Raw genomic sequence first — 13002 nt, 5'->3', positions numbered from 1 at the left:
TCGAGGTTTTAAAGTCAAGATAGGATCGTGGTACTTCTATGTATCCAACCTCTATTTCGTCTTTTTTGATGAGAAGCATGTTGATCCAGTCGATACTTTGAATTTTTGAAACCTTATCCATATACGCTTCATCCTTGAAATATAACAAGTCGAGTTTTGAATATGGAGGGATGATAATAATAGTGTCCCAGTTGCCATTATTGATATAACAAAAATCAACGTGTTGATTTTTGTTAATTTGAATATCAGTGTGTCGTATTTCGTTGCCTTTCTTTTGGCATGAAGACAATAGTAGGATAATTGCTACTATTTTAGGGAGTTGGTACGAGCTCATTTCTTTTTATTTTTCGAAGGTTCCCATTTTTCATTGACTCGATGGATTTAATCAATAAACCAACATTTACAAAATGAGGAGTCAAATTATCCGTAGAAAGGGCAAGTAAACTAAAAACATCTCTTCCTTTTTGGTTATTGAATAAATCCATTGCTTTTTCCAGATTTGGATTTGAATTAAAGTCTTCGTGTAAATCCCCAAGTGTTTTTGATAATTCAATACTCAAGTCTTTGCATAGGAGTGCATGTAAATATGTATGACGTAAAGCATCATATTGATCATTGTGTAAGCTTGAACTTAAAGGAGCTAAATTCTGTATTGTTTTTTCAGCTCTATAAGCCGATTTTAGATATACTATTTTTTGACTTGGAGTAAGATTGTTGTCAAAATAATTAAGCTCATTTTTTGTCATTCTTGGAACATATTTATCTCTAAGGTAGTTACTAGGAAGCTGATCTAAATCTTTTTCCACTGAACTCACATTATTAGAAATAATTAATTCAGTAGTCAATTCTAATCCTATTTTTTCACCATTCCCTCCATACTTTTTACCAGTAGGACTACCGCTACCCCCACTACCAGTTGAACTGCCATTTCCACCGAATGCGCCACCTCCATTTGTAGGTGACTCTATTAACTGTCCTATACCGAGTATACTGCCTCCACCTCCATTGTCGCATGTACAAAGAATCGTCTTGTCATGACCAATCACGGTACCAGTGATTGGTCCATATACAGCCGTACTACTCATCTTACAGTCGCATTTTGCTTTGTCGTTTGTTCTCGCATTGGAGGAAGCGATTTGTTGTTTACCTGCTTCAAAATACTCTGTAGCCTGAATGCTTCTGTCCAAATTTAGAACATTGAGTTGTCCAGAGTAATTTTCGAGAAAGAGTGTTGCAAATGCTACAATGTTATCAGGGATGTATTGTAGGATGTACCCAATGTAGCCTTCAGAAGAGGAAACTAAGATTAAAAATTCGACCACCGTAGGGTCTTCAGTAACTAAACGAATGCTGTAGTGTGAAGCGGATTGTTCTGGGTCACTTATTCTTTCTATAATTTGCTCTAAATCCAGTATACCAAACTTAGTAGTGATATATTGTGCGTTTCGTCGAAGATTTGGGTCTCCTTCCCCTAAAGTCCAGATTATGTCTTCTAGGCATTGATCTTCAGATATACTAGTGGTTTTGAAAACCGATTGGAAGTCTTGTGTTACTTCTGGCTCTAGCTCATTATCAGTACAGGACAAAATGGTTGAAAGTGAAAGGACTAATATTAAGGTCGGCTTAAGATGTTTCATTGTTTTTCTTAAATACTATGCTTATAACTAGATTGTAATTATCACAAACGTGCTTGCTTTTTAATACAAAGTCAAGTACAATGATTGCACTTAACTCTATTGTAATTTAGTTTACATTTTCTTTAATCCATGGAGTAGTGGGGAAAGAATGTTATAAATCACATTTTATTCACTAATTAAACGCATTTTTCCGAGGGCAAGACGTACACTCCGTTCATTATTGTTTTCTTTGCACTCTTCAATACAATCTAATATGGCGAAGAAAAATAATTTCAAGAATCGAATCGGCGTTGTTTATTCTACCGAGGATAGCTTTGATTATACTGAAAACGAAGAACTAGAGGAAGAGACATTGGCCAAGCAAGATCAACAATTGAGAGTCCTGTTGGACAAAAAGAACAGGGGTGGAAAGCAAGTGACCTTAGTTACAGGATTCGTGGGGATGACTGGAGATCTCAAAGAACTGGGCAAACTGGTCAAGTCAAAATGTGGGGTAGGAGGCAATGTGAAAGATCGAGAGATCATCATCCAAGGCGATCTCCGAGACAAGGTGGTTCAGATCTTGGAGAAAGAAGGATATAAAGCAAGGAAAATTTAGAATTGAAATTAGGTGCAAAAACCCGTGACTTTTTACGCTATGACTATGGTTTTTCTAAAAAGAAACCTATATTTGCACTCCGATTTTTTTCAGGATCGATAAAAGACGAGAAATCATGTCAAGAGTTTGTCAAATAACTGGTAAGAGGCCAAGAACAGGAAACAACGTTTCCCATGCGAATAACAGAACGAAGAGAAAGTTCCTTCCAAATCTTTTCAAAAAGAGATTTTATATCCCTGAAGAGGATAAGTGGGTGACTTTGAAAGTATCTTCTACTGCATTGAAGACCATCAATAAGCACGGAATATCTGCTGTATTGAAAAAGGCCCAAGATAAAGGTAACATCGTACTATAATATTAGATTAAGATGGCTAAGAAAGGTAATAGAGTACAAGTAATATTAGAATGCACGGAGCACAAACAAAGTGGTCAGCCGGGTACTTCTAGGTACATCACTACGAAAAACAGGAAGAACACTCCTGATAGAATGGAGTTGAAAAAATTCAACGCTGTTTTGAAGAAATATACTGTTCACAAGGAAATTAAATAACGATGGCTAAGAAGGTAGTTGCAACGCTGAAAAAAAAGGACGGAGTAAAATTCGCCAAAGTGATCAAAGCTGTAAAGACTAAGTCTGGTGCTTATTCTTTCCGTGAAGAGATCGTGACAGAAGATAGAGTAAAAGAAGTACTCTCTTCTAAATAAACGATTCTAAAATATTAGAATGGAAGTCTCCTGTTGATTCAGGAGACTTTTTTTGTTTTCGGATTTTTGATGAAAAATCATGTATTTGCTTCAAATGTAAGTTTGATGTATCTCGTCATGACCTTTGTTTGCAATATTCCGTTTATTTTTGATCAGACCCGATTAATATATCCATCATGAGTTTATTCAAAATATTTTCTAAGGACAAAAAGGAAAGCCTAGACAAGGGCTTGGAGAAATCAAAGGAAAGTTTCTTTAACAAACTTGGGAAAGCTGTCGCGGGGCGATCAAGCGTCGATGATGACGTATTAGATGAACTAGAGGAGGTGCTCATCACCTCAGATGTAGGTGTGGATACTACAGTCAAAATCATCGAACGTATCGAAGCACGTGTAGCCAAAGATAAATACCTGAATACGGATCAGCTCAATGTGATTTTGAGGGAGGAGATCGCAGGGTTACTTGAAGAAAATAACACTACGGATGGCACAGACTTTTCGCTACCTACGGACAAGAAGCCTTATGTACTTCTAGTGGTAGGGGTCAATGGTGTGGGAAAAACTACGACGATAGGAAAGCTCTCGGCTCAGTTTAAGAAAGCGGGTAAAAGTGTGATCCTAGGTGCTGCGGACACTTTTCGTGCAGCAGCTGTCGATCAGTTGATCCTGTGGGGTGATCGAGTCGGCGTGCCAGTCGTGTCTCATGGGATGAATACAGACCCATCTGCAGTAGCATTCGACGCAGTGAAGCGTGCAGTGGATGAGCAGGCGGATATCGTGATCATCGATACAGCGGGTAGGCTGCATACCAAAGTCAATCTGATGAATGAGCTGACAAAGATTAAAAAGGTGATTCAGAAGTTCGTGCCAGAAGCACCACATGAAATCATGCTTGTATTAGATGGGAGTACAGGCCAAAATGCTTTTATACAGGCTCAGGAGTTTACTAAAGCTACTGATGTGAGCGCGCTAGCGATCACAAAACTCGATGGCACTGCCAAAGGTGGAGTAGTTATCGGAATCTCAGATCAATTCAAAATCCCTGTTAAATACATAGGAGTAGGTGAAGGAATCGATGACCTCCAGGTCTTCAACAAAGTTGAATTCGTCGATTCGTTTTTCAAGAAGATTTAAGCTTTACCTTGAGTGGTTTCTTAGGATGATATAAAATTAAGGACTGTTCTGACAGTATGTTTTGTATTGAAAAAGGTGATTTCTCTATTTATGCTTGTCTATTTCACTTACGTCAAGTGATAACTTATAGAGTACAAAATATACTTAACTTCTCCATGCCTCAATACAAAGATCAATTAGATCGAACTGTAACCCTTCCTGAACTGCCTCAGCGGATTATCAGCCTAGTACCTTCGCTGACGGAGTTGCTATATGATCTCGGGGTGGGAGATCGAGTGGTGGGAATTACGAAATTTTGTATACACCCTGAATCGTGGAGAAAGACCAAAACGCGAATAGGAGGCACAAAACAGCTCAAGCATGATGTAATTGTATCACTAGCCCCTGATCTCATCTTAGCCAATAAGGAAGAAAATACGAGAGAAGATGTGGAAGCCTTGATACCACACTACCCTGTCTGGGTGAGTGATATCAATGATCTGTCGGAGGTGCTTGAGATGATTCGAACTGTTGGCGAAGCTACAGGGAGTCTGTCACGTGCAGTATCGTTGGCAGATGAGATTCAAACCTCTTTCCAGTCTCTCCCTCAGACCAAGTCACAGCGTGTACTCTACCTCATCTGGCAAAATCCATGGATGACTGTTGGCCGTGATACTTTTATAGATGATATGTTGCAGCGCTGTGGATACGAGAATGTCGTAACCGCTAATCGCTACCCTATCTTGACGGACGAGGAGATCGTTGCGTTGAGACCTGAAGTAGTGATGCTCTCTTCTGAGCCTTTTCCTTTTGGCGACCAGCATGCTGAGCGTATTCAAACCTTGTTGCCAGATAGCCAAGTGCTACTCGTGGACGGTGAGATGTTTAGCTGGTATGGTAGCCGTCTGTGTCTGAGTGTAGCTTATTTTAGCCGTTTGATCAATAGGATTACTCGACCGTCATAGGTCTGAATTTGCAACAAAAACAGACAAGCAGCCAACTCATTTTATGATCGGCAACAGCATATGCAATATTCTGCACTATTCTTTCGCTACAGATAATGGTAAACACCCAAGCTATGTCACCATATAAAACAAAATCTAGTCGATTGGATAGTAGTCATAAACTCCTCTACTAACACGTTAGTCTTCAATCTCCGAATGGCACTCCCTCCCATCCTCATAGGTCACAGGGTAGTTTTGGCTATTTAGAACCCGAAACATTATCTTCACCAATAAACATCAAAGGAAACTTTGACACATAGTACAAACCTATAGAAAAAAAGTAGCTAGCCTTTAAAAATGAAACAACTCATCAAAGACATTTTAGAATTTGTAAAAACCACAGTGATCGGTGGTTTCTTGTTGATCGTTCCCTTTGGTGTCCTGATCTTCTTATTCGAAAAAGCACTAGTCATCTTCCGCACATTGGTCTCCCCTATCTCGAACCTCATCCCTATAGAACACATCGGAGGCATCACGCTCAACCGCATACTGGCTTTCTTTCTGCTCCTATTGCTTTGCTTCTTGGCAGGACTGCTAGCCAAATCTCGACGCATCAACAAACGAAAAAACTGGCTAGAACAAAAACTCCAGTCCGTCATACCGGGCTATTCATTGATCAAAGGCATGACCGAAACCCTCGCAGGGCTAGAATCTGACAAACGAAACGAAGTAGTACTCGTCGACATGGAAGAGGCTTGGCAGATTGGTTTTTTGATGGATCGAATCGATGATGACCTTAGCGCCGTGTTTTTACCCGGAGCACCTAGCCCACTATCTGGAGAAGTGATGCTCGTTAAAAACGAACGACTCAAAAAAATCAATATCTCAGAAGCCAACGCCATGAAAATATCCAAAAAACTGGGACAAGGCTCTCACAAAATCCTACAAGGAAAGGTTCATGCAGGCATGTTTGACAAAACCAATGACTAAAGCCATATCAGGGCTACAGGAGTATCCTCTGATTTGCTTATATTGATCCTATGAACAACACGCCCCGACTCTCATTCACAGATCGCCAGCGAAAGTTTAGCAGGCAGTTTACGAGTTCTTGGAAACTCAGGCTATTCCTCATCGCCAAACTCCCCATGGGCTGGCTCAGCGGCATGAAAGTCATCGAAATCAACGAAGACCAAGCGGTGACCACAGTCAAGCACCGCTGGCTCAACCAAAACCCATTTGGATCTATGTATTTTGCAGTACAAGGAATGGCAGCAGAACTGTCGACAGGTGTACTCGCACTGACCGCTACACAAGGTGTAAAGCCTAAAATACTAACTATCATTGTGGAGAATAAGGCGGAGTTCCTAAAACAGGCCAAAGAAAGAATCTACTTCACCTGTGCCGATGCACAAAAAATGCTCGCAGGAGTAGAACAAGCCAAAAAAAGCACAGAATCCGTGACGGTATCTGCTCGTGTAGAGGGGAAAACAAAAAGTGGAACACTGGTATCAGTGTTCCACTTTTCTTGGAATTTCAAAAGGCTAGATTAAGTTCAGCCGAACTTTGCCTGATAATCCTCGATACTTTGATTGACGATTTGCATCGCTACTTCCTTGTTTTGGAACTCTTCCACTTGTACCGATTTATTTTCCAGTTTTTTATAATCTTCGAAGAAGCTTCTTAGCTCTTTCACAAAGTGTGGGGGCAACTCTGAAATATCACTGTAGTGATTGACACTCATGTCATTAGACGCTACTGCGATGATCTTGTCATCAGCCTCTCCTTCGTCGAGCATTCTCATCACACCGATCACATTGGCCTGTACGATACACATCGGCACCACTTCGATCTGAGACATGATCAAGATATCTAGTGGATCACCATCGTCACAGTATGTACGTGGGATGAACCCATAATTGGCCGGATAGTTGATCGAAGAGTACAATACTCTATCTAACATCAACAGACCACTCTCCTTATCTAATTCGTATTTTGCTCTAGTATTCGTTGGTATTTCTACGATACCTGTTACCACTTCTGGTGCTCCTTGTCCTATTCGGACATCATGCCAGGGGTTTGCCATAAAATTTAGTTTTATTGATTGCGGCGCAAAGTTAGTACTTAGATTCAAAAGCCACACATATCCTACTAGAAATGACAGACAGGTTGCGACTTTTAGACTGTTACAGATCCTTGAGCAGCTTATTATTTTTGGATTTACATTGTTCTTCTTTGAGTTTCTTCATGTACTCCTCGACCACTCCTACTTCGCTGATCTTCTGATCGTAGAGCCCTTCGACTCCTACATTCTCCAGTCGATTGATGACATAGTCGATATCGATCTTATTGATATCTCTAGAAGGCAAGTACACATGATGAGACTCCTCGTCATGTAGGCTTTTGGTTAGCATCCCAGCGTTGACCAGTCGGTTGACGGCATTGGAGATAAAGCGGTGTGGAATTTCTAATTTCTTACATAATAGCATTTTGGTATAGGGTGGTTCACCCGACTCAAATGCCTTAACAATGGCCATCATGACGGTAATGGCTATTTTTCTTTTTTCCGAATAGCTAAACTGTATCTTTCTTTCCTCTGGAATAAACTCCTTCTCATTTTGTATCGCATAAGATAACTCTCCTCCTATAAAGACAATCGTCCAACTAAGCTGCGTAAAAAAGAAAAAGACGGGCAATACGGCCAAACCTCCGTACACTGCACCATAACCACCCATCAAGAAAGAGAAATTGATAAAACCCCACTGCGCTAACTGGAACAGTGTCCCTGCAATCATACCTGCTATGACCCCACTCTTGAAGGTTACCTTGACATTGGGCATGATGATATAGATCAGTGTAAACAATAGCCATATCAACACAAATGGAGACAACTGCACAAAGAATGCTGCAACTGGCGTGAGCAGATCCTCCAACTCACTGATTCGACTAAAAGACCTAATTTTATTCTCTATAAAGATGGTAACGCCACCAGAAAGGATCACCAGTATCGGAGCAAAAATCAGTAGAGCCAGATAGTCCGTAAACTTCCGAATCAAATTTCTAGATCGCTGCTTGCCCCATATATCATTAAACACCTCCTCTAGGTTATGCAGCAGTCTCATGACCGTAAAGAACAAAACGATGACCGAAACGCCGACGATCACGCCTCCTTTGGTATTGTTGAGCATCTCCTGTGCAAAACCTAATATGGACTCCTTGACCACATCCTGCCCGAGGAACAAACGATCCAACTCCTCCTCGATCACGCCCTCCAGCCCAAAGCCTTTGGACACACCGAGTACAATCGCCATCAAGGGAACGATAGACAACAGACTGAGATAAGTCGTGGCAGACGCCTTAATCGCAATGTTGTCCTTTTTGATTTCGGCTATCACGATCATGATGATGCGTAGTACTTTATTTCTAAACGCGACGAATCCTACCTCATCAGTAGACTTCCAGATGTCCGTATTCACAAAGTCCCGCGATCGTTGCAGTTGAACTTTAAGCCTTTTCATGATTAGTTGTTGTATTGGAACTTACCCATTTTAGAGACATTCTTCTCATATAAATAAGTCATGATACCATCCTTTAGTCCCACATTGGGTACGATGATTTCGGTGGCTCCTGCCTGCTGCATGGCATTGATATAAATGCTCGACGCAGGAATAATCACATCCGCTCTATCGGCATTCAACTTCAATTTATTCATTCGCTCCTCATAGTCCATATTTAGAAGTTTGGTTCGCATGGCGATGAGTTGATCGAGCTGTACGACTCCCCCCTTGACGCCATTGATCAGTTCGGAGAGCTTTTTAATGTTACCTCCTGTACCTAGCGCGACGATATCTTCATGATCTGGCAGGTGATCTTTGACCCACTTGTTCATCTTGTCCCACATATCCTTCTTCTCAGCAGTCTTGAGTGATCGAACAGACCCGAGGTTAAATGATTTTGCAGCAACTTTTTCCTTTTTCTGGTAAAGGATCAGTTCGGTACTACCTCCACCCACATCGATATGCACGTTATTTTTGTCGGTGAGATGAAACGCGATGACCTTGTTGATCATGTCCGCTTCCATGGCACCAGAGATAATTTTAATCTCCAAACCACAAGCATCCTTCACACGCTGGATAAGTTCCTTGCCATTTTTGGCCTCCCGCATCGCAGAAGTCGCACAGGCAAAACACTCATCAACGTTATATAAATCTACGATAGCTTTATATGCGGTCATCAACTTCACAAAACGCTCCATCGTCTCCTCACTGAGCGTATGATGTCCCTCGAACACATCCGCTCCCAACCTGAGTGGGAAACGCATAAAATGTAAACGCTTGAATGTGGTCTCGTCACCATACCGAATCACATTGGTCACCTGAAAACGCACACCATTGGATCCGATATCTATTGCTGCAAATTTCATATACTGAAGTTTTACTCTGCCTCCGAACTAGCAGTTTGTTCCATTAAGAAAGCTTTAATATAGTCATTTAAATCCCCATCTAGCACGTTTTGCACGTCTGTTCTTTCTACGCCCGTTCGTGCATCTTTGATCAGTTTGTAGGGATGTAGAACGTAGTTTCGGATCTGACTACCAAAATCGATCTTCATCTTGGTACTTTCGATCTCATCGCGTTTGGCATTGCGCTTTTCCACTTCTTTTTGATAAAGCTGTGACTTGAGCATACGCATGGCGTGCTCCTTGTTGGCCAGTTGCGAACGTTCGATTTGACAGACGATCACGATTCCTGACGGCTTATGCGTCAGCTGTACTTTCGTCTCGACTTTGTTGACATTCTGACCACCGGCCCCACCTGATCGTGAGGTATGAAACTCTATATCTCCTGGGTTGATTTCTATCTCGATAGAGTCATCAACGATAGGATACACATACACCGATACGAAAGAAGTATGACGTCTCCCCCCCGAATCAAAAGGTGAGATTCGCACCAGACGATGTACGCCAATTTCAGATTTCAAATAGCCATAGCCAAACTGCCCATCAAACTCGATGGTCGCAGATTTAAGCCCAGCCGTTTCACCAGCTTGGTAGTTGAGTTGTCGGACTTTGAACCCATTTTTCTCTCCCCACATGATATACATCCTGTGGATAATCTCTGCCCAATCTTGACTCTCGGTTCCGCCAGCACCTGGGTTAATCTCCATCACTGCCCCGAGTTGATCTTCCTCTCCACTCAGCATACGCTTAAATTCGAGATCCTCTAATGCAGTGATTGCCTTTTTGTACGCCGCGTCTACTTCGGACATCTCTACCTCATCGGCTTCATAAAACTCATAAAGCGTCTCTACATCTTCTTTCAGTGTATTGACGCTTTCATATCCATCTGTCCAGACTTTTTTAGCTTTGATTTGTTTGAGGACCCCTTCGGCTTCTTTGGGATCATTCCAAAAATCCGCCTGCATAGTAATCGTCTCTTCTTCCTCTACTTCTTTTACTTTGACATCATAGTCAAAGATAGCCCCGAAGTGCTATCACTCGGGCCGTTAATTCCTTCAATTGATCTCCAGTCATTCTCTGTGTTTTTCTAAAATGAGACTCCAAATTTATACAGTGTCCCCGACATAGCACAACTTAACTGGAATTCAATACGGATTAGTTCAGACATAAAAGATAAGAACAAGTATGGAGTATTGCTTTTCTAAGCTGTCAGTTGCCTCCTCTCAAAACAGCACTGTAACAAAATTCAAACACGCCGTTTTTAAAATGGCTAAAAGAGGTAGACCTCAGCACCTAGTCCATCATAAAAGACTAGGCACTTAAGGTTTACTTCTATTCATCACCTATTTATTTCATCAATGTTATTTTCCCTTTTTGCGTGTTTTTATCAGGGCAAGAGATCGTATAGTAGTAGACGCCCTGTGGCAAGGACTTACCATGATCCGTTCCATCCCAGTCGTTGTTGTAACCAGAGGATTCGAATAGCACCACCCCCCTACTGTTATAGATCGTTACATAACAACCGTCTAGTAGCCAATTGCCTTTGATCTCCCAAAAATCATTCTTCCCATCTGAGTTCGGACTCATGAAATTATTGACTTCTATTTGTTCATTCACCGTGATGGTGATCTCATCGCTAGCCGAGCACCCTGTGTCACTGGTCGCCAATAGCGTGTAAGTAGTCGTTCGCGTAGGTTGAGCGACAGTGGTCAAATCAAAAGGATCATCCAAGCCTTCGGAAGGTGACCATTCGAATAGCGTCGCTTCAGCTGCACTAGAGACTAGGCGGTGAAAGAAACCAGCATTAATCGTAACATCAACTCCTGCATCTACCTTGACAACAGGATGCCTTGTGACAGTGAAAGCACAAATAGAAGTGTTTCCACTCGCATCGGTAACGATATACTCATTGGTCGTCACTCCTACAGGAAAAGCCTCCCCACTCGCTATACCAGCCGTTTGAGTAACCGATAACACTTGACAATTATCAGTAGCAGTAGGCTCCTCGAAAGTTATAATCTCCTCACAACTTTCCACATCCGAAGGACATGTGATCGTAGGTTTGGTGTTATCAGCTGGGATCACACTAAACGTGCAAGTCTCTGTGTTGCCTGCGCCATCTGTAGCCGTCAGTGTGACCACCTGGTTCGCAGTAATCACTGTACCTACTGCTGGGGATTGTGTGATCGTAGCAGTTCCGCAATTGTCAGCGGCAGTTGCCATAGTCGTGTAATCCAACAGCGTATACTCACAGTTCGTGTCGAAACTCACGTTTTGATCCGAAGGACATGTGATCGTAGGTTTGGCGGTCAGTGTGATAACTTGGCTCGCCGTGATCACTGTTCCAACGGCTGGGGACTGTGTGACCGTCGCAGTTCCGCAATTGTCAGCGGCAGTTACCATAGTCGTGTAATCCAATAGCGTGTACTCACAGCTCGTGTCGAAACTCACATTCTGATCTGCGGGGCACGTGATCGTAGGTTTCGTGTCATCTGCTGGAATTACATTGAAGGTACAGGTCTCCGTGTTACCATTTCCATCTGTGGCGGTCAGTGTGATGACTTGGCTTGCAGTGATCACTGTTCCAACGGCTGGGGATTGTGTGACCGTCGCAGTTCCACAGTTGTCAACGGCAGTTGCCATAGTCGTGTAATCCAACAATGTGTACTCACAGCTCGTGTCGAAACTCACGTTTTGATCCGAAGGACATGTGATCGTAGGTTTCGTGTTGTCGGCTGGGGTCACGTTGAAGGTACAAGTCTCCGTGTTACCTGCGCCATCTGTGGCGGTCAGTGTGATAACTTGGCTCGCCGTGATCACTGTTCCAACGGCTGGGGATTGTGTGATCGTAGCAGTTCCACAGTTGTCAACGGCAGTTGCCATAGTCGTGTAATCCAACAATGTGTACTCACAGCTCGTGTCGAAACTCACGTTTTGATCCGCAGGGCATGTGATCGCAGGTTTCGTGTTGTCGGCTGGGGTCACACTAAACGTACAAGTCTCCGTGTTACCATTTCCATCTGTGGCGGTCAGTGTGATAACTTGGCTCGCCGTAATCACTGTTCCAACGGCTGGGGATTGTGTGATCGTAGCAGTTCCGCAATTGTCAGCGGCAGTTGCTATAGTCGTGTAATCCAACAGTGTATATTCACAGCTCGCGTCGAAACTCACATTCTGATCTGCAGGACAAGTGATCGTAGGTTTCGTGTCATCCGATGGGATCACGTTGAAGATACAAGTCTCCGTGTTGCCTGCACCATCTGTGGCGGTCAGTGTGATAACTTGGCTCGCCGTAATCACTGTTCCAACGGCTGGGGATTGTGTGATCGTAGCAGTTCCGCAATTGTCAGCGGCAGTTGCTATAGTCGTGTAATCCAACAGTGTATATTCACAGCTCGCGTCGAAACTCACATTCTGATCTGCAGGACAAGTGATCGTAGGTTTCGTGTCATCCGATGGGATCACGTTGAAGATACAAGTCTCCGTGTTGCCTGCACCATCTGTGGCGGTCAGTGTGATAACTTGGCTCGCAGTAACCACTGTTCCAACG

At 42.7% G+C, this 13002-nt stretch carries 14 protein-coding genes; 8 read left to right on the top strand and 6 right to left on the bottom strand.

The window, feature by feature from the left end:
* Positions 1-311: 311 nt before the first annotated feature.
* Positions 312-1637 carry a hypothetical protein gene (locus BGP76_RS00200; protein ID WP_119843178.1) on the bottom strand — a complete coding sequence of 442 codons (1326 nt, stop codon included), beginning with the start codon at positions 1635-1637 and terminating at the stop codon, positions 312-314.
* Positions 1638-1890: 253 nt separating this feature from the next.
* Between BGP76_RS00200 and BGP76_RS00195 the strand changes: the two genes are divergently transcribed.
* The 8 genes from BGP76_RS00195 to BGP76_RS00160 all read left to right on the top strand — a co-directional run bounded on the left by BGP76_RS00195 (position 1891) and on the right by BGP76_RS00160 (position 6546).
* Positions 1891-2235 carry a translation initiation factor gene (locus tag BGP76_RS00195; protein WP_073120445.1) on the top strand — a complete coding sequence of 115 codons (345 nt, stop codon included), beginning with the start codon at positions 1891-1893 and terminating at the stop codon, positions 2233-2235.
* Between the two features lie 115 nt (positions 2236-2350).
* On the top strand, positions 2351-2590 hold the full coding sequence (gene rpmB / locus BGP76_RS00190) for a 50S ribosomal protein L28 (protein WP_073120447.1): 240 nt from the start codon (positions 2351-2353) through the stop codon (positions 2588-2590).
* 12 nt (positions 2591-2602) lie between these two features.
* Complete coding sequence (gene rpmG / locus BGP76_RS00185; protein ID WP_073120449.1) at positions 2603-2785, top strand: 50S ribosomal protein L33; 183 nt, start codon at positions 2603-2605, stop codon at positions 2783-2785.
* A gap of 2 nt (positions 2786-2787) precedes the next feature.
* On the top strand, positions 2788-2940 hold the full coding sequence (locus BGP76_RS00180; protein ID WP_119843177.1) for a DUF4295 family protein: 153 nt from the start codon (positions 2788-2790) through the stop codon (positions 2938-2940).
* A gap of 176 nt (positions 2941-3116) precedes the next feature.
* Entirely contained in the window at positions 3117-4073 is a 957-nt protein-coding gene (ftsY, locus tag BGP76_RS00175) for a signal recognition particle-docking protein FtsY (protein ID WP_119843176.1), read from the top strand.
* Between the two features lie 155 nt (positions 4074-4228).
* Positions 4229-5017 carry a helical backbone metal receptor gene (locus tag BGP76_RS00170; protein ID WP_119843175.1) on the top strand — a complete coding sequence of 263 codons (789 nt, stop codon included), beginning with the start codon at positions 4229-4231 and terminating at the stop codon, positions 5015-5017.
* A gap of 336 nt (positions 5018-5353) precedes the next feature.
* Complete coding sequence (locus tag BGP76_RS00165) at positions 5354-5986, top strand: DUF502 domain-containing protein (protein ID WP_119843174.1); 633 nt, start codon at positions 5354-5356, stop codon at positions 5984-5986.
* 50 nt (positions 5987-6036) lie between these two features.
* Positions 6037-6546 (top strand): PaaI family thioesterase, encoded by a 510-nt coding sequence (locus tag BGP76_RS00160; protein WP_073120459.1) that lies wholly within the window; start codon positions 6037-6039, stop codon positions 6544-6546.
* A gap of 2 nt (positions 6547-6548) precedes the next feature.
* On the opposite strand, the gene BGP76_RS00155 is transcribed toward BGP76_RS00160, so the two are convergent.
* The 5 genes from BGP76_RS00155 to BGP76_RS00135 all read right to left on the bottom strand — a co-directional run.
* Positions 6549-7079 carry an inorganic diphosphatase gene (locus BGP76_RS00155; protein ID WP_073120461.1) on the bottom strand — a complete coding sequence of 177 codons (531 nt, stop codon included), beginning with the start codon at positions 7077-7079 and terminating at the stop codon, positions 6549-6551.
* 100 nt (positions 7080-7179) lie between these two features.
* Positions 7180-8511: a YihY/virulence factor BrkB family protein gene (locus BGP76_RS00150; protein WP_119843173.1), complete on the bottom strand. Its 1332-nt coding sequence runs from the start codon at positions 8509-8511 to the stop codon at positions 7180-7182.
* Between the two features lie 2 nt (positions 8512-8513).
* Positions 8514-9416: a hypothetical protein gene (locus BGP76_RS00145; RefSeq protein ID WP_073120464.1), complete on the bottom strand. Its 903-nt coding sequence runs from the start codon at positions 9414-9416 to the stop codon at positions 8514-8516.
* Between the two features lie 11 nt (positions 9417-9427).
* Positions 9428-10526 (bottom strand): peptide chain release factor 2 gene (gene prfB / locus BGP76_RS00140; protein WP_119843172.1). Its coding sequence is split into 2 segments (ribosomal slippage): positions 9428-10465 and positions 10467-10526, totalling 1098 coding nucleotides; the frame shifts between segments, so codons are not numbered across the junction.
* A 273-nt stretch (positions 10527-10799) separates the two neighbouring features.
* On the bottom strand, positions 10800-13002 hold a 2203-nt coding region (locus tag BGP76_RS00135; protein ID WP_119843171.1), incomplete at its 5' end, for an HYR domain-containing protein.

This window comes from Reichenbachiella sp. MSK19-1 (assembly GCF_003590315.1).
In the GTDB taxonomy this organism is placed as follows: domain Bacteria; phylum Bacteroidota; class Bacteroidia; order Cytophagales; family Cyclobacteriaceae; genus Reichenbachiella; species Reichenbachiella agariperforans.
Note: the sequence above shows the minus strand (reverse complement) of the source record. Positions and strands in the feature narration are given on the sequence as shown.

What these genes read in the sequence shown, in the direction of transcription:
- ftsY (WP_119843176.1), top strand. Translation starts at nt 3,117, where the DNA reads ATGAGTTTATTCAAAATATTTTCTAAGGACAAAAAGGAAAGCCTAGAC.
- BGP76_RS00195 (WP_073120445.1), top strand. Translation starts at nt 1,891, where the DNA reads ATGGCGAAGAAAAATAATTTCAAGAATCGAATCGGCGTTGTTTATTCT.
- rpmB (WP_073120447.1), top strand. Translation starts at nt 2,351, where the DNA reads ATGTCAAGAGTTTGTCAAATAACTGGTAAGAGGCCAAGAACAGGAAAC.
- BGP76_RS00150 (WP_119843173.1), bottom strand. Translation starts at nt 8,511, where the DNA reads ATGAAAAGGCTTAAAGTTCAACTGCAACGATCGCGGGACTTTGTGAAT.
- BGP76_RS00155 (WP_073120461.1), bottom strand. Translation starts at nt 7,079, where the DNA reads ATGGCAAACCCCTGGCATGATGTCCGAATAGGACAAGGAGCACCAGAA.
- BGP76_RS00170 (WP_119843175.1), top strand. Translation starts at nt 4,229, where the DNA reads ATGCCTCAATACAAAGATCAATTAGATCGAACTGTAACCCTTCCTGAA.
- BGP76_RS00200 (WP_119843178.1), bottom strand. Translation starts at nt 1,637, where the DNA reads ATGAAACATCTTAAGCCGACCTTAATATTAGTCCTTTCACTTTCAACC.
- BGP76_RS00145 (WP_073120464.1), bottom strand. Translation starts at nt 9,416, where the DNA reads ATGAAATTTGCAGCAATAGATATCGGATCCAATGGTGTGCGTTTTCAG.
- BGP76_RS00165 (WP_119843174.1), top strand. Translation starts at nt 5,354, where the DNA reads ATGAAACAACTCATCAAAGACATTTTAGAATTTGTAAAAACCACAGTG.
- BGP76_RS00180 (WP_119843177.1), top strand. Translation starts at nt 2,788, where the DNA reads ATGGCTAAGAAGGTAGTTGCAACGCTGAAAAAAAAGGACGGAGTAAAA.
- rpmG (WP_073120449.1), top strand. Translation starts at nt 2,603, where the DNA reads ATGGCTAAGAAAGGTAATAGAGTACAAGTAATATTAGAATGCACGGAG.
- BGP76_RS00160 (WP_073120459.1), top strand. Translation starts at nt 6,037, where the DNA reads ATGAACAACACGCCCCGACTCTCATTCACAGATCGCCAGCGAAAGTTT.